Raw genomic sequence first — 25,096 nt, 5'->3', positions numbered from 1 at the left:
AGCCGTTCGGACGCCCCCGGGCGGGGCGTCGCACGCAAGCTTCGAGGTGCGATCCGGGGCGGTCCATGGGCGATTCTCCGATGCTGGTCATCCTGCCGAACCTCCAGGCCGCCCGGGCACCCGGCAGCCGGGTCGTGCTGACCCGGAAGTTCCTCGACGGCACCCTGGAATACCTGAAGTCCTGGGACGGCCCGGTCTCGGTCGTCATGGAGGAAATCCCGGAGGCGACCAATAACCTGGACAACATCGAGGTCCACCCCTCGGAACTCCCCTTCCGCCTGGACCTGGCCGATTACGACCGGATCGGCGACTCCCCGTGTTTCCGGGACGGCAACCTGATCTTCGCCGGGGTCGGGCACCGGACCAACCACCTGGCCCGGGCCTGTCGGGAGCTGGGGAAACGCTGCGTGTACATCACGGAGTACACCCTGAAGACCCGGCTCCAGGGCATGAACGCCTCGACGAGGAACCCGCTGCTCCGCCTCAGGAGGTCGCTCTGGCAGTACTCCCAGGAGCGGGAACAGCGCGCCGCCATCGCCCTGGCCGACGGGGTCCAGTGCAACGGCACGCCGACCTTCGAGGCGTACCGGGACATCAACCCCTCGCCGTTCCTGTTCTTCGACACCCGGGTCGGGGAGGAGATGCTCGCCCCCGAGCAGGACCGGGCCGCCCGCCATTCGGCGTGCCTGGCAGGAGAGCCCCTGAGGCTGGTCTTCTCCGGCAGGCTGATCCCGATGAAGGGGGCCGACCACCTCGTCCCGGTCGCCCGGGAGCTGACGCGGCTGGGCGTCCCCTTCGAGCTGTCGATCTGCGGGGGCGGCGAGCAACAGGAGGAGATCCGCCAGGCGATCGACCGCGAAGGCCTCGGGGACTCGGTGCGCCTGCTCGGCGTCCTCGACTTCAAGTCGGAGCTGGTCCCGTTCGTCACCCGGGATACGGACCTCTTCGTCTGCTGCCACCGGCAGGGGGACCCGTCCTGCACGTACCTGGAGACGATGAGCTGCGGGGTGCCGATCGCCGGGTACGACAACGAGGCCTTCGAGGGGATCGTGGCCACCTCCGAGGTCGGCTGGTCGACGCCGATGGACCGCCCCGAGCCGCTCGCCCGGAAGATTGCCGAGCTGCACGAGGACCGCCCGGCGATCGTCGAGGCCGGGAAACGGTCGCTCGACTTCGCCAGGCAGCACACGTTCGAGAAGACCTTCGGGCGTCGCATCGAGCACCTCAAGGGGATCGTCTCCGGCGTCCCGGCCGTCGAGGCGGTTCAGGGTTCGAGGTAGCGCTTCAGCCAGGAATGGACCTCGTCCCACCAGACGACCCGGTTCTCGACCTTGGCGATCCAGTGCCCCTCGTCGGGGAAGAAGACATACCGGCTGGGCACCCCCCGTCGCTGCAAGGCGGTAAACATGCCGAGCCCCTGGGCGTCGGGCACCCGGAAGTCGAGGGCGCCGTGGATCACCAGGGTGGGCGTCTCGAAGTGCTCGACGAAGTTGCTGGGGGAGTGGACTTGATAGTTCTCCGGGCTGGTCCAGGGGGGGCCGCCGAACTCCCACTCGGGGAACCAGAGTTCCTCGGTGGTGAAGTACATGCTGTGCAGGTCGAAGACGCCGGCGTGGGAGATGAGGGCCGAAAAGCGGTCGGAGTGGCCGGCGATCCAGTTGACCATGTAGCCGCCATAGGAGCCGCCGGCCGCGGCGAGCTTCTCCGCGTCGAGGAAGGGGTAGGTGGCGAGGGCGTGGTCGAGGCCCTTCATCAGGTCCTCGTAAACCCGGCCGCTCCAGTCGGTGCTGATCTGGTCGGTGAACTCCTGACCGAAGCCGGTGGAGCCCCTCGGGTTGATCGCCACCACGGCGTATCCGGGTGCGGCGAACAGGCCGAGGTTCCAGCGGGCGTGCCAGGAGTCGTGCCACGACCCCTGCGGGCCGCCATGGATCAAGAACAGCACCGGGTACTTCTTTGATCTGTCGAATCCCGGGGGCCGGACGAGCCAGCCCTGCACCTCGTCGCCGTCAGCCCCGGAGAAGGTGAACGACTCGGCGGGGCTCAGGTCGAGTTGCGCGACGAGGTCGTCATTGTGGCGGGTCAGTTGCACCGGCTCGCCGCCCTCGGCGGGGACCCTGTAGATCTCGGCCGGTTTATGGGCGGCGCTCCGGGTGAAGACGATCGTTTGGCCGTCCGGGGTCATCTGGGGCGAGCCGTTGGCGTGGCCGGTCACGATCCGGCGAGCTTCCCCCTCCCAGGAGATGATATTACCCTCGGTAATGGGCTTGAGGCCAACCTCGGCGATCGACACGCTTCCGGCATCGTCGATGACCGCGAGGAACGGGCGCTTCCCATTGCCCCCCCAGTTGCCCACCCAGGAGAAGGAGTTGACAGGACGGTCGAGTCTCTTCGTAACCGGGATCGGGTCGGGCAAGCGGGGCGAGCCCGGGCGGATGTCACCCCGGCTGTCATCCCTGGGGCTCACGCCGCCGGGGTCGAACATGGCCTTCAACACCCACTGGTCCGCCTCGAACCCGCCTCGGGCCTGGCTGAGGTAGGCGAGGGCGAAGCTGTCGGGCGAGAAGGCCGGCTGGGCGTCGGCCCCCTCGTTGTCGGCCGTGAGGTTCGTCGGCTCGCCGCCCTCCACCGACACGAGCCAGATGTCGGTGTTGGTCGACCAGGGATGGTCCTTGCGCGGCTCGGCGGTGAAGGCGAGCGTTTTGCCGTCGGATGAGAAGCTGTAATCCGACGAGCCGCCGAAGGGCTGGGGGGGGACGTTGACGGGGAGGTCCGGGGTCAGGTCGCGGGCCTCCCCGGTCTTCGCGTCGACCACGAAAGGGTGGCTCCGCTTGGCGTCGTCCCACGAGGACCAGTGGCGGACCATCAGGTTGTCATACGCCTTGACCTGCGTCTTGGCCTCGGCCTGTTCCTTGTCCTTCTTCGCCGTCTCCTCGGGGCTCATCCCGGGGTAGACCCGGGCGACGACGGCGAGGTGCTCGCCGGTGGGGGACCAGATCGGGCCGTCGACGTCGATCGGCAAGGTCGTGAGCTGCCGGGCCTCGCCGCCGTCCATCGGCAGGAGCCAGACCTGGGCGGAGCCCCCCCGGGAGGAGAGGAAGGCGATCGACGAGCCGTCGGGGCTCCATCGGGGGTGGGAGTCGGACTCCTTCGCCGTCGTCAGCCGCTTCGGCTCGCCCCCGGAGACCGGGACGAGCCAGAGGTCGCTGTTCGACTTGCTCGACTCCCGATCGATCTCCGAGACGACGTACACCACCCGGGTGCCGTCGGGGGAGACCTGGGGGTCGGACACGGTCTTGACCGCCAGCAGGTCGTCGACGGTCATCGGCCGACCGGCGGCGAAGAGTCGGCCGGTGAAGGCTAGGGCGGCGATCAGCAGCAGCGGGACGAGACGGGTCATGGTGCTCAGGGCCTCTCGGTGCGCCTCGGGTGCGCCTCCCGGTGCGCCCGGGTGCGCCAACCTCCCACGGCGGAACTCCTGGAATTAACTCGGGTTTGGTCGATTCACCCCGTTTGTTTCGGGGAAATGCCCTGTCCCCCCCGGGCGATCAGGTTGCGGGCGACGATCGGGGGTCGGGGGCGGGGCGACGGGGCCCAGCCCCTCCCCGAACCGGGGCGCACCCGATCCTGCCGGATGGGGGAGGGGGGATGACGCAACGCGCCCGGGGACACCGGCGTGCGCAGCCGGTGCGCCCCCCGTGCGCCTTGGGTGCGCCTCCGGTGCGCCGGAGCCATTTTCCGCAAACCTTTTTCCGAGAATAAGTTTCGCCATTCGATCGGGTTTGTTTCGGGGAATCGACCGGGGGACGATCGGGGATGCCGTTTCCCTCGGGGGCGGGAGCACCGGATCGCGTCCGACGGGCCCCGGACTTCTCGGCGAGCGGGCGGGACGGCACGCGACGGGAGCAACACCCTTGCTAAAGTATCGAGGAAATGGCGATTCCTGGTGACGAGAAATGGGCCGGTCGTCGGGTCGGCCAGGGGAGCACGATACTCGAAGGCCGGGAGTCGGCGTAAGGGCCCGGCTGTCGGGCATCGGTAGGTCGGCGGGGACGGGACGACCTGGCAATCACATCGGGCTTCTGGGAGGATACGCCGGTCGGTCGATCCGGCCTCCCCGCCGGGGTCGGGCCCCCTCCTCTCCGGGCCGTTCCGACGCCCGAGGGCCCCGCCCTCCTGCGACCGTCCCCCGACCCGAGCGACCACCGTTCCCCCCCCCGAGCCGGCCCGACGACCGGGCCCCGGCCGACGCCGACCGCTCGGGCGCCGCGACCACCGGAGGTGACTGATGAGCGACGAATCGTACCCGGGCGCCGCCTCGGAGAACGGCGACGGCAATCGGGCCGAGGGCTCGGGGGGCGGCGTCCTCGGATATTTGGCCCAGCACCCCCGGGGGTTCTGGTTCATCTTCTGGGGGGAGCTGGCCGAACGCAGTTCGTATTACGGGATGCGGGCGATCCTGCTGCTGTACATGTCCACGCAGCTCGGCCTGGGGGACTCGGTCGCGGCGGTCGGGATGAGCCTGTTCATCGGCGCCTGCTACTTCCTCCCCCTGATCGGCGGCTACGTCGCGGACAACTACTTCGGCAAGTACTGGACGATCGTCGGCTTCTCGGTCCCCTACATCATGGGGCACGTCATCCTCGGCGTGGAGACGATCCCCTTCCTGATCTTCGCCCTGGCCCTGCTGGCGATGGGCAGCGGCGTGATCAAGCCGAACATCTCCACGCTCATGGGGCTGACCTACGACCAGAAGCGGCCGGGCCAGGAGCAGCTCCGCAGCGACGCCTTCGCGATCTACTACGGGGCGATCAACATCGGCTCGGCCATCTCCACCTTCGCCCTGCCGGCGCTCCGCAACGAATTCGGCTACGCGATCGCCTTCCTCTTCCCGGCGGGCCTGATGGCGATGGCGTTCATCTTCTTCGCGATGGGGAAGAAGTACTACGCGGTGGAGGTGATCGAGCGCCGTCCGTCGACGCCGGAGGAGCGGGCCCAGAAGCGGGAGGTCGTGGGCCGGATCTTCGGCCTCTTCTTCGTGATCTGCTTCTTCTGGAGCATCTTCGACCAGCAGGCCAGCACCTGGACCCTCTTCGCCCGGGACCTGCTGGACCTGGACATCTTCGGGTTCGCCATCGCCCCGGACGGCGTGCAGGGGTTCAACCCGGTCTTCGTGCTGGCCCTGCTGCCGATCGTGACCCTGACCTGGCGCGCCTTCGCCTCGGCCGGGATGCCGCTGCGGGCGACGGACAAGATGACCGTCGGCTTCGTCTGCACCGGGCTGAGCATGGCGATCATGGCCGTCCCGGCCTTCCTGGCGAACCGGACCCTGCACGAGCTGGCCGACGACGGGTACCACTTCGTCCTGATCGACGACGAGGCCACGCCCGAGGTCCGGACGATCGCCGAGTCGGGCCCGGGGGGGATGAGCCGGATCGACACGGTGGCCGACGTGGCGGGCCTGGAGATCAGCGACCCCTCGAAGGTGGTCTTCGTCCCCCAGTTGCCGCTCTCTCCCGAGGGCATCTACGCCAACTACGCCGCCGACGGCTACGACTTCGTGGCGCTGGACGCCGACGCCCGGGCGAAGATTGAGGCCCAGATCCGGGCGACCGGGGGGGACCCAGAGGGCCGGGTCGCGTCGGCCCAATCGACGGATGAGGTGGCCGGACTTCCCTTCCCGCAGGAGGCCGATCGGATCGCCTTCGCCGGGGGCGGGGCGTCGGGGGTCGAGGAGGCCCTGCGGGCCCGATATCCGAACGTCGTCCGGCCGGAGATCGACGGGCCGGAGATCCTGGCCGCCCTGGAGGCGAAGTACCCCGAGATCGCGCCGCTGCCGAAGCCCTCGGTGCTCTGGCAGGTGTTCGCGTATGTGATCGTCACGGTCGCCGAGCTGTGCATCTCTGTCGTCGGCCTGGAGCTGGCCTTCGCGGCGGCCCCGGCGACGATGAAGGGGTTCGTGACCGGGTGCTTCCTGCTGACGGTCTACCTCGGGAACATGATCAACCTGGGGATCACCCCGCTCTACCCGACGATGCCGGCCTGGGTGTACTTCGCCCTGGAGGCGGCGGTCATGATCCCGGTGACGTTCGCCTTCCTGTTCATCGCCCGGAACTTCAACAAGGCGGTCGAGCGTTGGAAGCGGGAGGAGGCCCGCAAGGCCTCCGAGGCGGGCCCTCCTGGGGAACCGGCCGAGGCCCGCGTCCCCCCCGGGGATTGACCGGGGCGGCCCCCCCGTCCGACCGATTCGAGGAGGGCCCGGCGCGGCGATCAGCGTTGCGCCGGGCCCTCGTCGAAGACTTCTCCCAGCCACCGGAGGACGATCGGGGCGCACGCGACCGGCCCGGGGTTGGGGAAGAACAGGGGGCCCCGGATCAGCTCGACGTGGTTGACGTGGAGGACGACGTGCTCGGCGGCGCCGTCGAGCAGGGTCGAGGAGACGGCCACCGCGCCGTCCCCGGTGCCGTCGGCCAGCACGTCGAGCACCTCGGGCAGGTCGCCGACGAGCATCCCTGCGAGCCCGCCGAGCAGCCCCGCCCGTCGCCCGACGAGGGCGTATTGCGACTCGATCCGCTCCCTGGCCCGGGCCGAGAGGAAGCCGACGTCGCCGGCGAGGATGTAGTAGGGCACCCCCTCCCGGGGCCCCGACGCCCCCAATCGCTCGAGGAAGGCGCTGCCCGGCTCCAGGTCCTCGGCCGCCTCGCCGATGCCGTCGCCGATCGAGGCGAGGGCTCGTCCCCGGTCGTCCCTGGTCGCCTTGAGGCCGTCGATCCACTGGAGGACCCCCTGGCCCCTGGCCAGCGCCGACCCCCGGTTCGGGGGGCCGATGAGGATCATGGCGGCCACGTCCCCCCGATACGACTCCCCTTCCACGTAGGTCCGGGCCAGCAGGGCCCCCATCGAGTGCGAGAGGATGGCCCAGGGGAGCCGGTCGCCGGACTCGGCCCGGAACGCGAGCCAGGCCTCGACGAAGGCGGGGGCCGTCTCGTCGAGATCCCGGTTGAACGGGTAGTCGTAGACGACCACGCCGTATCCGGCCCGCTCCAGCACCGGGATCAGGTGGACGAAGGAGCCGGAGTGCGAGTTGATGCCGTGGACGAGGCAGACCGTCGGCCGGGTCGGGTCGTTCGCATGGTAAGAGGGCCGGACGAAGAACCCGGTCCGGGGCTGGCGCTCCAGGGCCGCCCGGGTCCGGGCGGTCAGGGAGCCGATCTTCCCGCCCAGCTCCGCCTCGTCCCCCGTCACGATCACCGCCATCGACCCATCTCCGACCTCGATGGAGAGGCCCGGGCCGAGCGTCTCCTCCAGGAGCGTCCGGGTGAGCGAACCCGCCAGGCCCGAGACGGGAAGCATGGGCCCCCGAGGCCGGCCCGGGTCGGCGCCGAACGGGTCGCCGATGCCGGCCTCCCGGGCGAGCGCCGAGACGAGGCCCGACAGGTCGACCTCTCCCGAGTCGTCCAGCGGCACGCTCACCCGGAGGGTCGCCCGATCGTCCCCGGTCGGGCCGATCGGGAGGGCGGCGGCGATCAGGAGCGTCAGCAGCGGCATGGCGCGGGGTCCTGCGTGGTCGACCGGCGGGGCCCTCGGCCCGGGGTCAGGCCCGGAAGATGAAATAGACGGCGCCCAGCAGGCAGAATCCCGCCCAGAGGTAATTCAGGCGGATCGGCTCGCCGAGGTAGAACAGGGCGAAGGGCACGAAGACGCTGAGGGTGATCACCTCCTGGATGATCTTCAGCTGGCCGACGTTCAGGACCTCGTGGCCGACCCGGTTGCTCGGGACCTGGATCAGGTACTCGAAGAAGGCGATCAGCCAGCTCACCAGCGCGGCGATCAGCCAGGGGCGGCCCTTGAAATGCTTCAGGTGCCCGTACCAGGCGATCGTCATGAAGACGTTGCTCGCCGTCAGCCCGACGATCAGCAGGAAGACCCGGTTCATCCTCGACTCGTCCCCGATGCCTCGCCCGGCCCCGATCGGGGTGCGAATCGTCCCCGATCCGGCCGAAGCGTCGCCACGAACCCAATCATAGGCGAGGGGCAGGACCCCGGGGGAGTCGAGGTTTCCCGGCGACTCCCCCCGGCGAATCAGGCCGGGGGGACGCCGCCCGTCCCATTCACCGGATGATCGCCGACTTGCCGGCCGCCGCCTGCTCCATCAGGTCCTGGACCCGGGCGACCATCTCCTCGGGGTCGGCGAGCGTCCCCTCGATCGCCATCGCGTTGGACCAGAGCTGGACGCCGCAGGAGGAGACGAACGGGTCGTTCGCCGGGTTGGCCGAGAGTTCGGCGAGCCGCTTGATGAGCGCGGCGTCGGGGTTCACTTCCAGGACCCGGCCGATGGCGGGGAAGTCCCGGTTGGCCTGGCGGAGGATGCGTTGCATCTGGGTGCTCAACCCCCCCGAGGCGTTGACCAGGCAGCAGGGGCTGTCGGTGAGCCGCTTCGACTCCCGGACCTCGGCCACGCGGTCCCCCAGGGCGGCCCGGAACAGCTCCAGGACCCGGGAGAAGCCGGAGCCGCCGGCCTCGGCGGACGGGGTCTCGATCTCGGGGCCGGGGAGTTCGAGGTCCCCGGAGTCGATCGACCGCAGCTCCTTCCCCCCGAAGGTGCCGAGCGAGGCCATCACGAACTCGTCGATCGGGTCGGTGAGGTACAGGACCTCGATCCCCCGGCGCCGGAAGATCTCGAGGTTGGGGCACTTGCGGACCGAGGCCAGATCCGGGCCGCCCAGGTAGTAGATCGCCTTCTGGCCCTCCTGGCAGCGGGAGGCGTACTCCTTCAACGAGGTCGTCTCCTTGCCCGACTCGTCCCGGGAGGAGGCGAACCGGAGCAGCGGGGCGATCCGGTCCCGATGCTCGGCCTCGGACACCACCCCTTCCTTCAAGATCGGGCCGAACTGGTCGTAGAAGGTGCGGAAGGCCTCGGCATCGTCGGCCGAGAGCTTCTCCAGGCGGTCGAAGACGGATTTGGTCAGCGCGCCCCGGATCCGGCGGATGACGGTGTTGTCCTGCAACGTCTCCCGGGAGACGTTCAGCGGCAGGTCCTCGCTGTCGACCAATCCGTAGAGGAACCGGAGGTACTCCGGCAGCAGGTCCCGGCAGTCGTCCCGGACCAGGACGCGGCGGGCCAGCAGGTTCAGGCCGTGCTCGGACCGGCCGAAGCCGAGGCGCTCGACGTTGGTCCGGGGGCAATACAGCACGGCCCGGAACTGGATCGGCGAATCGACGGCCAGGTGCAGGTGCCAGAGCGGGGCCTCGTCGGCCCGGTGCGCGAGGTGCTGGTAGAACTGCGCGTGCTGCTCGTCGCCGACCTGGCCCTTGGGCTCGACCCAGATCGGCCTCACGTCGTTGACGACCTCGTCGCCGACGCGGATCGGGTGCGGGATGAACCGGGAATAGGTGCGGACCACCCCCTTGATCCGGTAGTCCTTGGTCAGATCCCGGAGGTCGTCCTTGAGGTGGAGGATCACCTCGGTGCCGCGGTCCTCCTTGTCGATCGCCCGGATCTCGAATTGCCCGGTGCCGTCCGAACGCCACTCGTGGCCCTGACCCTCCCGGTAGCTCCGGGTCCGGACGGTCACGTGGTCGGCCAGCATGAAGGCGGAGTAGAAGCCGACCCCGAACTGGCCGATCAGCGAGAGATCCGCCTTGGACTCTCCCAGGTTCTTCAGGAACTCCAGGGACCCGCTCCGGGCGATCGTCCCGAGGTTCTCGACCAGCTCCTCCCGGGTCATGCCGACGCCGTTGTCCCGGACGACCAGGTCCCGGGTGTCGTCCCGGCCTTCGAGCCGGATGCCCAGCCCCTCGGCCTGGTCGCGGTAGCCCTCCTCGGTCAGGGCGACGTACCGCATCTTGTCCAGCGCGTCGGAGGCGTTGGAGATCAGCTCCCGGAGCGCGATCTCCCGGCTCTGGTAGAGCGAATGGGCGAGCAAGTGGAGCAGTTGGGTGATCTCGGCCCGGAACGCGAACTGCTCGGGCTCCCGGATCGACGTCGACATGGCCCGATGTCCCCCTCGAAGTCCCCGACGGTGGCCGATCGCTCGGCGCCTCAGGCGCCAACGCAGGGCAGGACCCGTGCCAGAACTCAATAAATCGCTGAAGTGATTTTCAAGCAAGGTCTTACGGAGATCGACCCGGGATCGACCCCCTGCCAGAATGACAGGCGAGGCCCGGGCGGTCCCTGTCGTCGGGGGGCGTCCCGGCGTACGATACGGGACATCCCTTTGCACCCCAGGTCGGGTCCGGATCCCGAGGAGGATGCCGCAGATGACTCAGCACCGACGCAACGGAGACGGGACGCCGATCCCCGGCGGCGAGCCCGATCGGCCCGGCAGCCGCCAGGCGAAGATCGGCCTGAGCCAGATCCCCGGCTCCTCGGATTACGAGCTGGTTCACCCCCGATGCGTCCTCCAGCGTCGGGCCGACTACGAGGAGGGGATGGAACTCTGGAAGGCCGGGGACCCCGAAGGGGCCCGGGATGCCCTGCGATTCGCCCTGGAAGGGTGCGGCGACAACCTCTGGATCCACGTCGCCCTCGGGAAAATCGCCTTGGAGGCGGACAAGGATTACAACCTCGCTCGGGGGCACTTCGGCTACGCCTTCGAGCTGGTCGAGCGCGCCCTTCCCAAATCGGTCGAGGTCAGGTTGCCGAGGAAGCTGCCCGGCAACAAGCCCTTTTTCGAGGCGGCCGAAGGGCTTGCGTCGTGCTACGAGGGGATGAGCCGGCGGCAGGAGGCGGACCGGGTCCGACGCCAGGCCGATCGCCTCGCAGGCCCGGGGAAGTGACGGTACCACCCTCGTGATCCCCCCGGACGACGACTTTGGAAAAATTGCCGTCGCCTGCCGGATCACGAATCCGAGATTGTACTTTTTCTATATTGCGGGGTTCTGGGGATCGTTATAGAACGGCCGCCGAACGAGACGGGACCGCCGGTCGACGCGAGTCGCCGGGGCCCGACGCGGCGGAAAATCGGGCGGTCCTCTGGCGATGCCTGGGGCAGCCGGGCGAACCCGCGGGGGCCGCCCCGGTCGAGCCGGATCTCGACGGGGCCTTCGAGACGATCCCGAAGCCAAGCCCCCCGACGGCCCTCCGCCGGGGGGTCATCACCCGGGGTATGGCCCGATGGTCATCCGTCCGATCGCCGGAGGCGTGCAGGTCCTCGCGCCGGCGAAGCTGAATCTCTTCCTGGAGGTCCTGGGCAGGCGCCCGGACGGCTACCACGAACTTGAGACGTTGATGGTCGCCATCGATCTCCACGACCGGCTCTCCTTCCTCGCCGACGACTCGGGTCGGATCGCGCTGGAGTGCGACGACCCGGGGCTGCCGACGGGCCCGGGGAACCTCGTGGTGAAGGCGGCCGAGCGGCTCAGGCTGGAGGCCGGTCCGGATCGCTCCCCGACGCTCGGCGCCCGGATCCGGCTGGAGAAGTCGATCCCGTCGCAGGCGGGCCTGGGGGGCGGGTCGAGCGACGCGGCGGCGACGCTGGTCGCCCTGGATCGCCTCTGGGGGCTGGACACCCCGCCCGGCCGGCTCCGGGAGCTGGCCGGCCTGATCGGCAGCGACGTGAGTTTCTTCCTCGACGCCCCGGCGGCCGTCTGCCGGGGCCGGGGCGAACGCGTGGAGCCCCTGGACTCTCATCCGGAATCATCCCCGCCCGAATTCCACGCGGTCCTCGTCTGCCCGAGCGTGGGGGTCCGCACGCCGGACGTCTACGCCGGGCTGACCCCGCCGGATCGGCCCGTGCCGATCGGGCCGGCCGTCGACGCGTTCCTCAGCGGCGACCCGGCCCGGTTGGGGCGATGCCTCCACAACCGGCTCCAACCCGTGGCCGAGCGGATCCAACCGGCGCTGGGCCGGGTCCGATCGGCCCTGATCGACCTGACTCCGTCACTTGACGGACACCTGATGAGCGGCAGCGGCTCGGCCTACTTCGGCCTCGCACGCGACCGCCAGGCGGCGTCCGACGCCGCCAGCCGGCTCGGCGACCTCGGGATCGGGACGATCCGGGTCGTCCGATGTGCGGTCCCTGAGCCAGATACCCACCCCGCGTAAAGGAGTACGGCCGTGGAAATCACCGAAGTGCGCATCAAGCTCATGGAGGACAACTCCGGCAGCAACGAGCGGCTTCAGGCCTTCTGCAGCATCACGTTCGACGACATGTTCGTCATCCGTGACCTGAAGATCATCGAGGGGGCCAAGGGCTTCTTCGTGGCCATGCCGTCCCGCAAGCTGACGGACCGCTGCCACCACTGCGGCACCAAGAACCACCTGCGCTCCCGGTTCTGCAACCAGTGCGGCGCCCGACTGGACGAGAACCGGGCGCTCCGCGACGCCGACGGCCGCGCCAAGCTGCACGCCGACATCGCCCACCCGATCAACTCGGCCTGCCGGGAGAAGATCCAGGCCTCCGTGCTCGCCAACTATGCCGAGGAGCTGGAGCGCTCGAAGATGCCGGGCTACACCTGCCGGTACGACGACTTCGACGAGGACTTCGACACGGTCCCGGCCAACCCCTACGAGGCCTCGAGCCCGGCCGGGGCCTCGGCCCAGGGCCCGCCGCTGCGTCGGGGCCCGCTGAGGAGCCACACCCAGCACGCCCGGGGCGGGCAGTCGGTCCTCCGTGGCCCGCACGTCGCCCCCCGGTCCGAGGGCCGTCCCCAGAACGCCCCGGCCGATCGCGACGCCGAGTTCGGCTCCGGCCTCTGATCGAGCGTAACCCTGGCGACGACCACCGACCCCCGTCCCCTCCACATCGCGAGGGGGCGGGGGTTTTCGCGTCGGCTTCGGGCCCTCGCGGCAGCCCGCCGGGTCGGGCCTCCCCGGCAGTCCCTCGATGGGGCCGCCCGGGCCGATCCCGCCGAGGGGACCGGACGGCCGGCCGGCCGGTTCGGGACGGCGCTCAAGTCCGATCGGCGGGATCGGCCCGGGTGCCCCCCGGTGCGGGACGATCGGGGCGAACCCGTATATCATTGTCAGTCTGAATCGCTTCCGCCCCGCCTCGAGCCGAGGGATCCGCCGTGCAGGAGCAGGTCCGAGCCTCCCGCCCCGACCGGGGCCGCGTCCGACCGCTCTGGGCCCGAGTGCTGAACGGATTGAGCCGGCCGATCCGGATGGCCGGGGCGGTCTACCTGGGGTTCATCCTCGTGCTCTCGACCATGCAGTCGCAGATGATCTTCCCCGGTCAGTCCTCCCAGGGGGCCGCGACGGCCTCGGTCCGGGCTGGCCCGGGGGCCGAACTCGTCGAGCTGGAGGCGAATCCGGGGGGGCGGGTCGTCGCCCTGTTCGGCCCCGCCCTGACCCCCGACGGTGACCCGAGGCCCGACGCCCCGAGCCGGCCGACGATCCTCTACTTCTACGGCAACGGCGACTGCCTCGCCCACTGCACCGGCGAGTTCGAGGCCTTCCGACGCCTGGGGGCCAACGTGATGATCGCCGAATACCTGGGCTACGGCCTCAGCGGGGGGGAGGCCGGCGAGCGGGGCTGCTACGCCACCGCCGATGCGGCCCTGGCCCACCTGCGGGCCCGATCCGACGTCGACCCGACCCGGATCATCGCCGCTGGTTGGTCGCTCGGCGGCGCCGTGGCGATCGACCTGGCGCACCGCGAGCCGATGGCGGGGCTGGCCGTCTTCTGCTCGTTCTCGAGCATGGCGGACATGGTCCGGATCTTCTACCCGATCCCCGGGGTCGGCCTGCTCTTGAAGCACCGATTCGACAACCTCCGGAAGATCCGCCTGGTGACCTGCCCGACGCTCATCGGCCACGGGACGGGGGATGCCTTCGTCCCGGCCTCGATGTCGGACCGGCTCGCCGAAGCGGCCGGGGGGCCGGTGTCGAGCTTCCGCGTCCCCTCGGACCACAATGACTTCTTCCTGGTCGGCCGGTCCCGGGTCGGGGAGGAAGTCAAGGATCTGATCGATCGGGTTGCGGCGGTTCCCGGTCGTCGGGACGGGGCCTCCGTGTCGCGTCCCGGTCCATCCCGTTGAGGTGGGCGGTGGTATATCGCCCGTAGTCGTCCTCGGCGAGGTGGGCGTCCTCGGGGGCCGTCTCCAGCAGGTGCCGGGCCCTGGCCCGGGCCTTCTTGCGGCCCGCCCGCTTCAGCTCCCGCTTGGTCTCCCGGAGCTGCCGCTTTTCGTCCTGCCGACTCATGGGTCGTCCCCCATCGAGGGCCTCCGGCCCGATCGCGTCCCCGCCCGTCCTCCTCCGCTTCAAGATTGATGCCGCGCCGACGGTCCCGGTTCGGCCGGGGAGGTCGCCCGCCGGAGCCGGTCGCGGATCGCGGCCCAGGCCGGCAGGTCGGGGGGCATCCCGACCAGGATCAGAGTCGAGTGCGACGAGTCGCAGCGATGGAGCGCGTCGTAGAGGTCCCTCGCGGCCCCGACCGGCTCGGGCAGGTCGACCCGGAGCCCGGCGTCGAGCCCGGCCATCGGCGGCCGATCCCCCCCGACGACCAGGATCGCCAGGCGATCGGCCGGGGGCAGTTCGGGGACCGCCTCCCCGGGCTCCACGCGGACGGCCCTCGTCCTGGGTGCGTAGTGGACGGCCATCAGGCCGGGACTCGATGCGGCCCGTCTGGTCGGGGGCGGGGCGTCGCCCGCCCCCGACCGGACGGGCCGGCCGAGGAGATCCGAGATCGCCCCCGCCTCGATCGGGCCGGGGCGGAGGATGCGGGGAGGGTCGGCCGTGAGGTCGAGCACCGTCGATTCGAGCCCGACGTCGGTCGGCCCGGCGTCGAGGATCAGGTCGATCCGGCCGTCGAGGTCCCGCGAGACGTGCTCGGCCCGGGTGGGGGAGATGCCGGTCGATCGGTTCGCGCTGGGCGCCGCCAGGGGGCGGCCGACCCGGGCGATCAGGGACCGGGCCGCGGCCCCCCCCGGGACCCGGACACCGACCGTCTCCCCGCCGCCGGTGACCACGTCCGGGATCATCGCCGATCGGGGCAGGACCAGGGTCAGCGGGCCCGGCCAGAAGCGTCGGGCGAGCGAGTCGGCCGACTCGGGCCAGTCGGCGACGCAACGCCGGGCGAGGTCGATCCCGTCGGCGTGGGCGATCAGCGGGTTGGTCGGCGGACGACCCTTGGCGGCGAAGATCCGGGAGACGGCCGCCGGGTCGGTCGCGTCGGCGCCGAGGCCGTAGACGGTCTCGGTGGGGAAGGCGACCAGGCCGCCGGCCCGGAGGATCGCGGCGGCCTCGATCAGGCCGGGGTCGTCCGGGTCATCGGGCGCGATCGACCGTATCGGGGTGGCTCGGGTCACGGGAGGGCTGGTCCTGGCCCCTGGCCTTCTGCTTCTCCCGGGCGGCCAGGCCGGTCGGCAGGCCGCTGGAGACCCGTTCGAGGTAAGCGGCCTTGATCTGGTCGTACATCGCCTCCCGGCGGTCGAAGAGCCGCTTGAGCGGCCTCGGCTCCCGGCGGTCGAGGGCGTAGGCGGTCAGCAGCGGGAGGGCGATGGTGCTGTCGGTGTAGCAGACGACGGCGTCGGGCAGGCGGTCGGGGTCGACCTTGCCCCAGGTCATCGCCTCGTGGGGGGTGGCGCCGGAGAGGCCGCCGGTGTCGGCCCGGGCGTCGGTGATCTGGAGGAAGAAGTCGTGGCCGGACTCCTCCAGGCCGAGGACCTCCTGGATCTGGGGCTCGGTCTGGAGGATGAAGTTCTTCGGGCTGCCGCCGCCGAGGATCAGGACGCCGGAGGTTCCGCCGCTCCGTTTCGCGTCGTAGACGATCGCGGCTGTCTCGTTCACGTCCTTGAGCGTGTCGAGCTGGAGCCCGGACCCGGCCAGGGAGCGTTCGGCGGCGTTCATGCCGATGGAGCTGTCGCCGGGGCTGGAGGTGTAGATCGGCACGCCGGCCTCGAAGGCGGCGGCCAGCAGGCTGTTGCCGGGGGTGCCGCCGAGGGTCGACGACCGGGCGTGCAGGTACTTGCCGACCTCGAAGTGGAACTCGGCGGTGCTCATCGACCGGGAGAAGGCGTCGCTGACGAGCAGTTCCCGGTAGAACGCGTCGGTGTCGAGCAGCGTCTTGTAGTCGAAGACGATGTCGTAGATGCGGATGATGTCGTGCTCCCGGAGCTTGAAGTCGTCCAGCCCGGGGAGGCTCTGGTGCAGCGGCAGGTCCAGGGCGTAGTGGGTGTCGTGGTAGAGGTTCGCCCCAGTGGAGACGATCCAGTCGACGAACCCGGCCTTGAGCAGCGGGATCAGGCAGCTCATGCCGAGGCCGGCGGGCGTGAGGGCGCCGGAGATCGTCAGGCCGACGGTGCAGTCGGGCTCCAGCATCTTGCGGGCGAAGACCTGGCAGAGCTCCCGGAGCCGGCCGCCGTTGTAGCTGAGCATCGCCCCGTCGACGAGGTCGGCGGCCGAGACGTCGCCGGTGACCGGGGGGGGGGCGATCCGGTGTCGGCTGATGCGGTGGAGGAAGTCGTCGGCGGCCATGGGCATCCCGGGTCGGTGGGGAGGGCGCGAGTCCAGGGTCGCCGGGCGGGGACGTGCCCGCCCGACGCCGGGGCTCAGGGCAGCAGGATCGCCGCGGCGACGACGGTGGTCCAGTGCCCCCGGGCGTGCCCGACGGAGGTCGCGGTGACCTCCTTGGTCTGGTAGATCACGTCGGCGATCTTCCAGATCTCCCGCTTCTCGTCCCACGAGCTGTCCGGGTCGAACTCGACGCCGAGCACGGTGGCGAGCATCTCGGCGGCGAGGTCCTCGGCATAGTCCGAGGCCACCTGCTCGCTCTGGCCGAAGGCGTGGTGCTCCGAGAGGTAGCCGAAGCGGTTGCGGTCCCGCGGGATCGCCACGCCGACGCTGGCGGCGCACAGGCGGTTCGGCTCGGCCGTGGCGCACTCGCTCATCACGCAATGGACGATCTGGCCGGGCTGGAGATGTTCGAGCCCCTCCTCGATCGAGATTTCCTCGCAATTCGGCGGGAAGATGCTCGACACGCGGACGAGGTTGTAGTAGGCGATCCGGGCGTCTCGCAAGGCCAGCTCGAAGCTGGACAACTTCTCGCGATGGACCCCGACACCCTTGGTGAAGAACAGCTTCTTGGGGACGTACATCTCGGCGTTCACGCTCCTCAACGGCCGGCATCGGGTCGAGCCGGCGTGTCGGGTCGGGACCATTCGGACGCCAGCGTCGATCGCGAGCCCGAAACCGGACGGAATCGAAACGATTACTCTATCGGGCCGAATACCTCGGGACAAGGGCAGCAGGAGCCGGGCGTCGACCCGTCGACCCGCGCCACGGGTCGTGGAAACGGGGAGGACGGATCGGGACCGACGCCCTCGGCCCTCCTCCCGGGTAAGATCGGCATCAGCGGGGGAGGCAAACGGGCGGGCCCTGCTCGGATGGGTGGAGCGGACGATGGCTCGGTCTCGACGGGGGAGATGGGCCCGGTGGGGTTTGGGCGCGATCGCGGCCTCGGCGGCCGGGGGGCTACTCCTGGCGTCCGGGATCGGCCGGTGGGGGGCGGCCTCGGTGGCGGCCCTGGTCCTCCTGGGGGCCGCGGTCCTGTGGGTGAGGATCGGGGCCGCCCGGCCGCCGGTCGAGGAGGATCGGGCCGACGAGGCCCCGGACCGAACTCCCCCGGCACGGCCGAGGGACGACCGGCCCGCGGATGGCGAGGTGGGGGTCGTGGCGATCAACGGGGTGGTCGCCGAGTCGGGCGGGGCCGGCCCCGAATTCCGGAGGTTCCTCGCGCTGGAACCGGGCCCGGGCGAGGTGCCCTTCCGGAGCTTCCGGATCTGGGGCCGACGCTTCCCCCCGCTGCTGGGCAAGGTGGCGCTCGTGTCGGTCTTCCTCGGCCGGGACGGCACGCCCTGGTCGGACGACGAGATCCTCAAGGCGCACCGGGCGTTGCGGCGGGCCGGGGCCTGGATCGAGCGCGAGGCGATCCGCTGGCAGGTGCCGGTGAACGTCGACCTGGCCGACACCTATTTCTCCGGGGTCGAGCCGGACGCCGACCGCGAGGTCGCCATCTTCCGGCCCGACGAGTGGGGGGGCGTCGGCCTGCCCGACCCGGACGCCGAGGCCCGGATCCTCGGCATCCTCGGCCGGACCGCGGGGGCGCTCGGCTTCGCCGACCCGGTCGACCTGCTCGGGAGGATCGGCCGCCGGATCGAGGCCGACCAAGTCGTCTGGCTGCTGCACGTCCGCCGGGCGGGCAAGTCGATCGCCCTGCCGAGCGACGCGACGGGCATCCCCGGCGTGGCCGTGGCCGCCTGCTACGCCCGGGAGGAGGACTTCGAGGCCCCGCTGGCCGTCCCCCCGTTCGCGGACCCGATCACCTTCGTCCACGAGCTGATGCACCTGTTCGGCGCCGAGGACAAGTACGGCGTCTCGCTCTCGACCTTCCCCCGGGGGACCGTCAGCGAGCGAGACGTGATGGTGCTAGGGCTCGAATCCCTCTCCCGTCTGCACGTCGAGCCGATGACGGCGGTCGAGATCGGCTGGGCAGTTTCGCCCTCGGACCGGCCCCGGGGGCCGAGCATCCCGCTCCGGGGGGCCGCAGGGCCCGGAAACGGGAAACGCCCGCGCCGGCCGAGGTGAGGGCCGGGCGGGCGTTTCAGGGGTTGCGTGCGGCCGACGACGGACGCCGAGGTCATGACCCGGCCCGGGTCGGGCCGGCCGGGCTCAGTTGACCTCGGCGGATTGGCCCGCCTCCACGAGGCGCTGCACCAGTTCCAGGGCGTCCTCCGCGCGTCGGGCGTCGGCGTATTTGGCCAGCGGTGCCGAGGTGGACCCGTCGCCGTAGACGCCGACGATGGTGCGCAGGCCGTTCGACTCGCCGAGGCCCGCCCTGGTAAACAACCCCGACCGGATCAACGAGGCGAGGTTGCGCTGCCAGAGCTGGACGTCGGTCAACTTCTTCGTCGAGATCATCGGCGAGTCCCCCCTGCGGTGATGAGGACCATCCCTGGCCAGTAGCGGCGTCGAGTGACGCCCCACACTGATAATGTAAACGATGGAAAACCCCGGAGAGTCTTGCCCGGCCCGATTCTGCTCCTCGTCATCGGTCCGGGCGGTCGCGTTCGGCCGGGTTCGCCGCGGGTTTCCCGCGGTCGATCCCCCCTCGGCGTCCGGGTCGCTGTCCTCCGATCAGGTCGATCACCCGAGGCCCGGGACGCGGGGTCGCGTCCCGTCGAGAGGCTTAAGCAAACCGGGGACCGGCATCGGGAAAATCGACGAGCATCGCATGCAATCAATCCCCGTGTTGATGGTACCCCATCCGGTCAAGTGAGTGACACCCCGACCTTCCGAAAAGTTCGTCAAGGGGTATTCCGACCTTAACCCGGATCGAGAACACGAGTTAATCCGGAAACACCGGGCCCGGTCGGCCCCGTCCGATGTCGAGCGGATTCGATGCCTCCTCCATTCTAGGCGGCAGGGGAATGGCTCCTGCTCCGACGCTCGCCCGCGGACCGCCCCGGAGCCTGCCCAAAGGCCGGGCATTGGAGCCCGTAACGGGGCAGGATCAGGACCCGACCGGGCCGAGGGCACGCCTCCTGTGCCAGTGCGGGGCGAAGATGTCGAAGTGCCCCGGGCGGAAGGGGAACGATCGGATGACCTCCTCGTCGAGGGTGACGCCCCAGCCGGGGCCCTGGGGGAGGGGGAATGCGCCGTCGACGACGCCCGGGCAACCCGAGGCCGCCCCGAGGACCGGGTTGCCGGCCCGTCCGGAGGGCAAGGGGGCGTCGGCCTCGAAGTCGTTGAAGGTTTCCATGATCCGGAGGTTCGGCAGGGTCGCGGCGAGGTGCAGGTTGGCGGCCATGGCGACCGGGCCGGCGACGTTGTGGGGCGCCACGAGCAGGCCGAACGCCTCGGACATCCCGGCGATCGCCCTGGCCTCGCCGATGCCGCAGCAATGGGTCAGGTCCGGCTGGAGGATGGCGCAGGCCCGGCGCTCGAGGAAGGGGAGGAATTCGGAGCGGTGGTAGAGCCGCTCTCCGGTCGCCACGGGGACCCCCACCGCCGAGGAGACCCGGCGGTGCCCCTCGGCGTCGAGCGGGTCGACGGGCTCCTCGACCCATCCGAGGTCGACCCGCTCCAGGGCCCGGACGACCCGGATCGCGTCGGCGACGCCGAACCGGCTGTGCATGTCGAGGAAGATCTCGACCTCGGGCCCGACGGCCGCCCGGACCGCCTCGCAGAGCCGGACGACCTCGGTCAGCTCGGACCGGGTCGGGGGGCCGTGCAGGGTACCGAAGGGGTCGAATTTCAGGGCGCGATAGCCCTTCGAGACGACGCGGAGCGCCGCCTCGGCGAAGGCGTCCGGGGTGCGTTCGACGCGATACCAGCCGTTGGCGTAGGCCGGGATCGCGTCCCGGACGGCCCCGCCGAGCAGGCGGTAGACGGGCTGGCCCAGTGCCTTCCCCTTCAGGTCCCAGCAGGCCATCTCGACGAGGGCGATCGCCGTGGCGACGATCTCGCCGGCCCGGCCCTGGTCGCCGTGGACCATCGTCCGGACGAGCTTCTCGGTGTCGAAGGGGTCGATGCCGAGGACGTAGCGGTCCCGGACCGCGTCGAGGTAGGCGAGCAGCGCCTCGGTCCGATTGGTGAGCCGGGCCTCGCCGAGCCCGACGAGGCCGTCGTCGGACGTCAGCTTCAGGAAGGTCAGGTTGCGCCAGGGGGTGCCGAGGACGAGGACTTCCGATTCGACGATCCGCATGGGCCGGTTCCTCCGGGCCTGTCGGCGACCTAACCCCGGCCGGGTTGCCGGGAGGCCGTCCAGGCGTCCCGGGCGAGTGCGAGGGCCCCGTGGACGACCACCGACTCGCCGAGGGCGGCGGGGACGAGGTCGAACGAGCCCCGGAAGGGCGGGAAGGCGAGCCGGTCGAGTCTCCTCCGGATCGGCCCGAACCAGAGGCCCTCGCCGATCAGGGAGACGCCGCCTCCCAGGATGATCCGGCTGGGGCCGATCAGCGTGACGGCGTGGGCCAGCCCGGCGGCGAGCGCCCGTGCGGCCTGGTCGAGGATCGCCTTCGAGGCGGCGTCTCCCAGCCCGGCGGCCATGGCGACGACCTCGGCGGTGACCTGGTCGGGGTCGCCGTCGACGAGGTCGGCGAGCGTCTCGGAGTCGGGACGTCGATCGGAGAGGGCCCGGCGTGCCTCCAGGCCGATCGACCAGCCGGAGCTGGACTGCTCGACGGTCCGGCCCCCCTCGCCGGAGTCGCCCGGGGGCGTCACCCAGAGGTGGCCGACCTCGGCCGCGCCGAGCCCGACGCCCCGATGGATCCGGCCGCCGAGGATCAGGCCCCCGCCGACACCACTACCGATCGTCACGTAGAGCAGGGGATCCTTCCCCTTGCCCGCGCCGAATCGGGCCTCGCCGAGCCCGGCCGTGTCGGCGTCGTTCTCGACGGCGGCCGACTCGACGGCGAAGGTCGTGCGGCACCAGTCGGCCAGGGGGAAGCCGTCCCAGCCGGGGACGTGGTGCGAGGTGGTCGTCCGGCCCCGCTCGGCGTCGACCGGGCCGCCGAAGCCGACGCCGACGGCCTCGATGTCCTCCCTCCTCAGGTCGAGAGACCAGCAGGCGCGATCGGCCTCCTCGACGACCTGCTCCAGGATGGCCGAAGCCCCGGCGTCGGCCCGGATCGAGGCCCGACGGAGCTGGGTGATCGAGCCGTCGCCGTGCCCCAGGCCGACCTGGAGCTTGGTCCCGCCGATCTCGACCCCGAGCAGGAGGGGCTTGGCCATGGGATCGCGTCCCCCGAATCGTTCGGACGTCCGGTCGATCGATCGAGGGGCGGCTCAGGCGGGCTGGCCGGCGGCCACCGGGCCGGAGATGCGGCGGTAGAGGTCGCCGATCAGCCAGTGGAAGGCGACCATGTGCAGCGACTCGGCGGTCCCCATGTCGTCGACCGGGCAGTGCAGGCTGTGATGGGCCAGTTCGCGGAGCGTGCCCCCCGAGTAGCCGGTGATGCCGACGGTCGTCAGGCCGTTGGCGTTCGCCCACTCGACCGCCCGGAGGACGTTCGGGCTGTTGCCCGACCCGGAGATGGCGAGGACGAGGTCGCCCTCGGCGCCGTAGGTCTTCAATTGCTCGATGAAGACCCGGTCGTAGCCCTCGTCATTGGCCCAGGCCATGATGCCGGCGGTGTTGTCGGTGAGGCTGAGCACCTTCAGGCGCTTCTGCCGCTCGAAGTCGCGGAGGGTGCACTTGTTGAGGTCCTCGCAGAGGTGCGAGGCATTGGCCGCCGAGCCGCCATTGCCGATCACGAAGACGAGGCGGTCGTCCCGGTAGGCTTGCTCGATCAGCCCGGCGACGTTCTCCAGCTGGGGCACGTCGATCCGCCGGATTTCCTCGCAGACCCGATCGAGATAGTCCCTGGCTCCGAGGTTGGCAGCGAGCATGGGGGCGTTCCGCTCCGGAGTGTTCGGGAGGGGGGGCCCTGGCTTCGAGGCGTCGGGTCCCGCCGGATGGCCCGAGCATATCCGGGGGGCCCGATCGCGCCAATCGCGGCCGACGCGGTCCGGGGCCCCCGGATGGCCGGCTTCGGCCATTCGAGGGGATCCGGGGACCGGGGACGGGCGTCCCTCACTCGCCCCCGCCGATCCGGGTCACCTTGGTGGGGATCCGGCAGAGGTACATGTCGGCGGTGACGAAGAGGGTCGAGCCGTCCTCGCCGCCGAGGGTGCAGTTGGCCGTCGCCTCCCCGGTCAGGATCGCGCCGAGTTCGGTGCCGTCGGGGGAGAAGACCAGGACACCCCCCGGGCCGGTGGCGAAGATCGTCCCGTCCCGGGAGACGGCCAGTCCGTCCGGCAGTCCCTTGAGCTTGCCGACGCGATCGGTCACGTCGGCGAAGGCCTTCCCCTCGCCGAGGGTGCCGTCCTCGTTCACCGGGAAGGCCATCCAGATGGCACGCTCGGGGTCGGAGTTGGCGACGTAGAGCGTCTTCTCGTCGGGGGAGAAGCCGATGCCGTTGGGCCGGCTCATCTCCTCCGTCAGAAGCGTCAGCTCGCCGTCGGGGGAGAGGCGATAGACGCCCTGGAAGTCGAGCTCCTTCTCGGGGTCGTCGACGTTCCCGGGCAGGCCGTAGGGGGGGTCGGTGAAGTAGAGAGAGCCGTCGGACTTCAGGACGGCGTCGTTGGGGCTGTTGAGTCGCTTCCCGTCGTACGCGTCGGCGAGGGTCTCGAACGAGCCGTCCTCCCCCAGCCGGGAGACCCGGCGGTCGCCGTGCTGGCAGAGGATCAGCCGGCCGTCGGGGCCGAAGAGCAGGCCGTTGGAGCCGGGCTCCTGGCCGGTGAACGCGGCCGAGCCGGTGTAGCCGCTGGGCTTGAGGTAGGTCTGGATGCCCCCGGCCTCGGTCCAGAGGAACACGGTGTTCCTCGGGATGTCCGAGAACAGCAGCGCCCCCTTCTCTCCCCACCAGACGGGGCCCTCGGACCACTCGAAGCCCGAGGCGAGGATCCGGAGCGGCTCCCCCTCGGGGATCACGTCGCGGAGCCGGTCGTCCTTGACCTCGATCGAACCCAGGGCGGGGTAGGGCACGGTCGATGCCTCCTGGGCCGGGGCCTGCCGGCCGACCGGCGAGCAGAGCAGGGCGATCGTCAGGGCGGCGGACGCCCTTGCAATACGTCGGGTCGGTCTCATGGTCGATTCCGGTGCAACGGGGGTGTCGCGGCGTGGCGTTCGGGGTGACGGGGCCGGCCCCGCTCGCAACGGGTCCGGCGCAGCCCTCGACCTTAGTCGACCAGGCCATCCCGGGCAACGACCCGGCCCCCCGTCGAGGGGGGGACGGCGGTCGGGTCGGATCCCGGGAATCGCCCCCGGGCCTCGCCGCCCCGGCAGATCGGGGCGGGACCGCGCGCCCGATCGTCCCGGGCCGATCCGTCAACGCCGGGCCCGATGCGGCGATCGCCGTCCCCCGGCGACCGACCTGGGCCCGCTCCGACCGCCTCAGCCGGCCCCGGCCGCCGGGATCCCGTCCCCCGGGGCGGGCGAAGGGGGGGGCGGGAACGGGGTCACCCGGGGGCCAAGCGCCCGGGCGTGGGTCAGGCGATTCCTCCCGCCCTGCTTCGAGGCGTAGAGTGCGCGATCGGCCAGGTCGAGGAGGGCCGTCGGGTTCGGGGTCGACGGATTGAGCGTGGCCACGCCGAAGCTCGCCGTGATCGGCGCATTGGGCCACTCCCGATCGGCGATGCAGCGCCGGAGCCGGTCGGCCAGGGCGATGCCCTCCATCGTCCCCCCCTGGGGGAGCAGGACGACGAACTCCTCCCCGCCATACCGGGCGATCAGGTCGCGGTCCCGGACGTTGCGCCGGAGCTCGTCCGCGACCCCGACCAGGACCTCGTCCCCGGCCGGGTGGCCGTAGGTGTCGTTGTAGCGCTTGAAGTTATCCACATCGAGGAGGATGACCGTCAGCCGCCGGCCGGTCTCCGAGGCGATCAGGAAGTTCGACTCGTAGAGCCGGTGGAAATGCCGACGGTTGCGGAGGCCGGTCAGGGCGTCGGTGATCGCCATGTCGGCCAGCCGGGCGTTACGCAGCTCCAGCTCCTGCTTCAACGCCTCCAGCTCGGCCGACCGGCGGACCAGCTCCTCCTGCATCTCCAGGATCCGCCTGGCGATCTCGACCCGGGCGAGCAGCTCGTCGAGGTTCAGCGGCTTGCAGAGGAAATCGTCGACGCCGGCCCGATACCCCTCCAGCCGGGAGTCGAGGCCGGTCCGGGCGGTGATCAGGATGAAATAGGTGTAGAGCGGGCAGAGCCGGGAGCGCATCCTCCGGCAGAGCTCCGGGCCGTCGATGCCCGGCATCACCCAGTCGGAGACCACCAGGCGGATCCCCGGGTCGCCGAGCAGCGTCCGCTCCGCCTCCAGCCCGTCGGCCACCACCTTGACCTGGTACCCGATGCGACGCAACGCGTCGACGAGCAGCGTCGCGCTGAACGGATCATCTTCGGCGACGAGGAGCTTCATCGATGGCATGTCGACCGCCGAAGACAGCGGACCCCGAGCACTGCCGCCCTCGCGATTCGCCGGATCCCCCCGACCCGGCAGCCGAGCGGCCCCCACCCCAGTGAACCTTAGGACGCGATCCGACCCTCCGGCGATGAGGAGCCCCGTCGCGTTGCCCGGAATCCCCACAATGATGCCCACACCCATCATCACGTGAACTCGGG

Annotated in this window: 21 protein-coding genes; 7 read left to right on the top strand and 14 right to left on the bottom strand. The window is 70.8% G+C overall.

Annotated features, from left to right (window positions below; genetic code table 11):
• Window positions 1-65: 65 nt before the first annotated feature.
• Window positions 66-1,280 carry a glycosyltransferase gene (locus ElP_RS22800; protein WP_145273501.1) on the top strand — a complete coding sequence of 405 codons (1,215 nt, stop codon included), beginning with the start codon at window positions 66-68 and terminating at the stop codon, window positions 1,278-1,280.
• On the opposite strand, the gene ElP_RS22795 is transcribed toward ElP_RS22800, so the two are convergent.
• Entirely contained in the window at window positions 1,265-3,400 is a 2,136-nt protein-coding gene (locus ElP_RS22795) for a S9 family peptidase (RefSeq protein WP_145273498.1), read from the bottom strand. The two genes, ElP_RS22800 and ElP_RS22795, sit on opposite strands and share 16 nt — an antisense overlap.
• Before the next feature lie 888 nt (window positions 3,401-4,288).
• Between ElP_RS22795 and ElP_RS38530 the strand changes: the two genes are divergently transcribed.
• Window positions 4,289-6,220 (top strand): POT-type proton-dependent oligopeptide transporter, encoded by a 1,932-nt coding sequence (locus ElP_RS38530; protein WP_197446295.1) that lies wholly within the window; start codon window positions 4,289-4,291, stop codon window positions 6,218-6,220.
• Between the two features lie 50 nt (window positions 6,221-6,270).
• Here ElP_RS38530 and ElP_RS22785 read toward each other — a convergent pair whose 3' ends face one another.
• The 3 genes from ElP_RS22785 to htpG form a co-directional block, all read right to left on the bottom strand.
• On the bottom strand, window positions 6,271-7,548 hold the full coding sequence (locus tag ElP_RS22785; protein ID WP_145273495.1) for an esterase/lipase family protein: 1,278 nt from the start codon (window positions 7,546-7,548) through the stop codon (window positions 6,271-6,273).
• A gap of 46 nt (window positions 7,549-7,594) precedes the next feature.
• Window positions 7,595-7,936, bottom strand: coding sequence for a DMT family protein (locus ElP_RS22780; RefSeq protein ID WP_145273492.1), 342 nt, complete (start codon window positions 7,934-7,936; stop codon window positions 7,595-7,597).
• Window positions 7,937-8,111: 175 nt separating this feature from the next.
• Complete coding sequence (htpG, locus tag ElP_RS22775; RefSeq protein ID WP_145273489.1) at window positions 8,112-9,992, bottom strand: molecular chaperone HtpG; 1,881 nt, start codon at window positions 9,990-9,992, stop codon at window positions 8,112-8,114.
• Window positions 9,993-10,260: 268 nt separating this feature from the next.
• Here htpG and ElP_RS22770 point away from each other — a divergent pair, with 268 nt between their 5' ends.
• From ElP_RS22770 to ElP_RS22755, 4 genes are all read left to right on the top strand, one after another.
• Complete coding sequence (locus ElP_RS22770; protein ID WP_145273485.1) at window positions 10,261-10,779, top strand: tetratricopeptide repeat protein; 519 nt, start codon at window positions 10,261-10,263, stop codon at window positions 10,777-10,779.
• Between the two features lie 337 nt (window positions 10,780-11,116).
• Window positions 11,117-12,046 (top strand): 4-(cytidine 5'-diphospho)-2-C-methyl-D-erythritol kinase, encoded by a 930-nt coding sequence (gene ispE, locus ElP_RS22765; protein ID WP_145273482.1) that lies wholly within the window; start codon window positions 11,117-11,119, stop codon window positions 12,044-12,046.
• A gap of 12 nt (window positions 12,047-12,058) precedes the next feature.
• Window positions 12,059-12,700, top strand: coding sequence for a SpoVG family protein (locus ElP_RS22760; protein WP_145273477.1), 642 nt, complete (start codon window positions 12,059-12,061; stop codon window positions 12,698-12,700).
• Window positions 12,701-13,011: 311 nt separating this feature from the next.
• The gene (locus ElP_RS22755) at window positions 13,012-13,980 is read left to right on the top strand and encodes an alpha/beta hydrolase (protein ID WP_145273474.1); all 969 of its coding nucleotides are present in this window, start codon (window positions 13,012-13,014) and stop codon (window positions 13,978-13,980) included.
• Here ElP_RS22755 and ElP_RS22750 read toward each other — a convergent pair.
• From ElP_RS22750 to ElP_RS22735, 4 genes are all read right to left on the bottom strand, one after another.
• Window positions 13,898-14,143, bottom strand: coding sequence for a hypothetical protein (locus ElP_RS22750; protein WP_145273471.1), 246 nt, complete (start codon window positions 14,141-14,143; stop codon window positions 13,898-13,900). The two genes, ElP_RS22755 and ElP_RS22750, sit on opposite strands and share 83 nt — an antisense overlap.
• Window positions 14,144-14,202: 59 nt before the next feature.
• A complete protein-coding gene (locus ElP_RS22745) occupies window positions 14,203-15,249 on the bottom strand; it encodes an L-threonylcarbamoyladenylate synthase (protein WP_145273469.1) in 1,047 nt (348 codons plus the stop codon).
• Entirely contained in the window at window positions 15,209-16,423 is a 1,215-nt protein-coding gene (locus ElP_RS22740) for a homospermidine biosynthesis protein (RefSeq protein WP_145273466.1), read from the bottom strand. Before ElP_RS22740 ends, ElP_RS22745 begins: the two co-directional genes overlap by 41 nt.
• 68 nt (window positions 16,424-16,491) lie before the next feature.
• Complete coding sequence (locus tag ElP_RS22735; RefSeq protein ID WP_145278628.1) at window positions 16,492-17,037, bottom strand: pyruvoyl-dependent arginine decarboxylase; 546 nt, start codon at window positions 17,035-17,037, stop codon at window positions 16,492-16,494.
• A gap of 343 nt (window positions 17,038-17,380) precedes the next feature.
• Here ElP_RS22735 and ElP_RS22730 point away from each other — a divergent pair, with 343 nt between their 5' ends.
• The gene (locus ElP_RS22730; RefSeq protein ID WP_145273463.1) at window positions 17,381-18,526 is read left to right on the top strand and encodes a hypothetical protein; all 1,146 of its coding nucleotides are present in this window, start codon (window positions 17,381-17,383) and stop codon (window positions 18,524-18,526) included.
• Window positions 18,527-18,610: 84 nt separating this feature from the next.
• On the opposite strand, the gene ElP_RS22725 is transcribed toward ElP_RS22730, so the two are convergent.
• The 6 genes from ElP_RS22725 to ElP_RS22700 all read right to left on the bottom strand — a co-directional run bounded on the left by ElP_RS22725 (window position 18,611) and on the right by ElP_RS22700 (window position 24,893).
• Complete coding sequence (locus ElP_RS22725) at window positions 18,611-18,859, bottom strand: hypothetical protein (RefSeq protein WP_145273460.1); 249 nt, start codon at window positions 18,857-18,859, stop codon at window positions 18,611-18,613.
• Window positions 18,860-19,451: 592 nt separating this feature from the next.
• Window positions 19,452-20,645 (bottom strand): mandelate racemase/muconate lactonizing enzyme family protein, encoded by a 1,194-nt coding sequence (locus ElP_RS22720; RefSeq protein ID WP_145273457.1) that lies wholly within the window; start codon window positions 20,643-20,645, stop codon window positions 19,452-19,454.
• A 29-nt stretch (window positions 20,646-20,674) separates the two neighbouring features.
• Window positions 20,675-21,673: an ROK family protein gene (locus ElP_RS22715; RefSeq protein ID WP_145273455.1), complete on the bottom strand. Its 999-nt coding sequence runs from the start codon at window positions 21,671-21,673 to the stop codon at window positions 20,675-20,677.
• Between the two features lie 54 nt (window positions 21,674-21,727).
• Window positions 21,728-22,330: a D-sedoheptulose-7-phosphate isomerase gene (locus ElP_RS22710; RefSeq protein WP_145273452.1), complete on the bottom strand. Its 603-nt coding sequence runs from the start codon at window positions 22,328-22,330 to the stop codon at window positions 21,728-21,730.
• 184 nt (window positions 22,331-22,514) lie between these two features.
• Window positions 22,515-23,570 (bottom strand): SMP-30/gluconolactonase/LRE family protein, encoded by a 1,056-nt coding sequence (locus tag ElP_RS22705; protein WP_145273449.1) that lies wholly within the window; start codon window positions 23,568-23,570, stop codon window positions 22,515-22,517.
• Window positions 23,571-23,876: 306 nt separating this feature from the next.
• Window positions 23,877-24,893 (bottom strand): GGDEF domain-containing response regulator, encoded by a 1,017-nt coding sequence (locus ElP_RS22700; protein WP_145273446.1) that lies wholly within the window; start codon window positions 24,891-24,893, stop codon window positions 23,877-23,879.
• Window positions 24,894-25,096 lie beyond the last annotated feature (203 nt).

The organism is Tautonia plasticadhaerens, assembly GCF_007752535.1.
Lineage (GTDB): Bacteria > Planctomycetota > Planctomycetia > Isosphaerales > Isosphaeraceae > Tautonia > Tautonia plasticadhaerens.
The sequence above is the reverse complement of the archived record's forward strand: the minus strand, read 5'-3'. Positions and strand labels throughout refer to the sequence as shown.

Excerpts from the sequence above, each read along its gene's own strand:
- ElP_RS22800 (WP_145273501.1), top strand. The coding sequence starts at position 66 with ATGGGCGATTCTCCGATGCTGGTCATCCTGCCGAACCTCCAGGCCGCC.
- ElP_RS22795 (WP_145273498.1), bottom strand. The coding sequence starts at position 3,400 with ATGACCCGTCTCGTCCCGCTGCTGCTGATCGCCGCCCTAGCCTTCACC.
- ElP_RS38530 (WP_197446295.1), top strand. The coding sequence starts at position 4,289 with ATGAGCGACGAATCGTACCCGGGCGCCGCCTCGGAGAACGGCGACGGC.
- ElP_RS22785 (WP_145273495.1), bottom strand. The coding sequence starts at position 7,548 with ATGCCGCTGCTGACGCTCCTGATCGCCGCCGCCCTCCCGATCGGCCCG.
- ElP_RS22780 (WP_145273492.1), bottom strand. The coding sequence starts at position 7,936 with ATGAACCGGGTCTTCCTGCTGATCGTCGGGCTGACGGCGAGCAACGTC.
- htpG (WP_145273489.1), bottom strand. The coding sequence starts at position 9,992 with ATGTCGACGTCGATCCGGGAGCCCGAGCAGTTCGCGTTCCGGGCCGAG.
- ElP_RS22770 (WP_145273485.1), top strand. The coding sequence starts at position 10,261 with ATGACTCAGCACCGACGCAACGGAGACGGGACGCCGATCCCCGGCGGC.
- ispE (WP_145273482.1), top strand. The coding sequence starts at position 11,117 with ATGGTCATCCGTCCGATCGCCGGAGGCGTGCAGGTCCTCGCGCCGGCG.
- ElP_RS22750 (WP_145273471.1), bottom strand. The coding sequence starts at position 14,143 with ATGAGTCGGCAGGACGAAAAGCGGCAGCTCCGGGAGACCAAGCGGGAG.
- ElP_RS22740 (WP_145273466.1), bottom strand. The coding sequence starts at position 16,423 with ATGCCCATGGCCGCCGACGACTTCCTCCACCGCATCAGCCGACACCGG.
- ElP_RS22735 (WP_145278628.1), bottom strand. The coding sequence starts at position 17,037 with ATGTACGTCCCCAAGAAGCTGTTCTTCACCAAGGGTGTCGGGGTCCAT.
- ElP_RS22725 (WP_145273460.1), bottom strand. The coding sequence starts at position 18,859 with ATGATCTCGACGAAGAAGTTGACCGACGTCCAGCTCTGGCAGCGCAAC.
- ElP_RS22720 (WP_145273457.1), bottom strand. The coding sequence starts at position 20,645 with ATGCGGATCGTCGAATCGGAAGTCCTCGTCCTCGGCACCCCCTGGCGC.
- ElP_RS22715 (WP_145273455.1), bottom strand. The coding sequence starts at position 21,673 with ATGGCCAAGCCCCTCCTGCTCGGGGTCGAGATCGGCGGGACCAAGCTC.
- ElP_RS22710 (WP_145273452.1), bottom strand. The coding sequence starts at position 22,330 with ATGCTCGCTGCCAACCTCGGAGCCAGGGACTATCTCGATCGGGTCTGC.
- ElP_RS22705 (WP_145273449.1), bottom strand. The coding sequence starts at position 23,570 with ATGAGACCGACCCGACGTATTGCAAGGGCGTCCGCCGCCCTGACGATC.
- ElP_RS22700 (WP_145273446.1), bottom strand. The coding sequence starts at position 24,893 with ATGAAGCTCCTCGTCGCCGAAGATGATCCGTTCAGCGCGACGCTGCTC.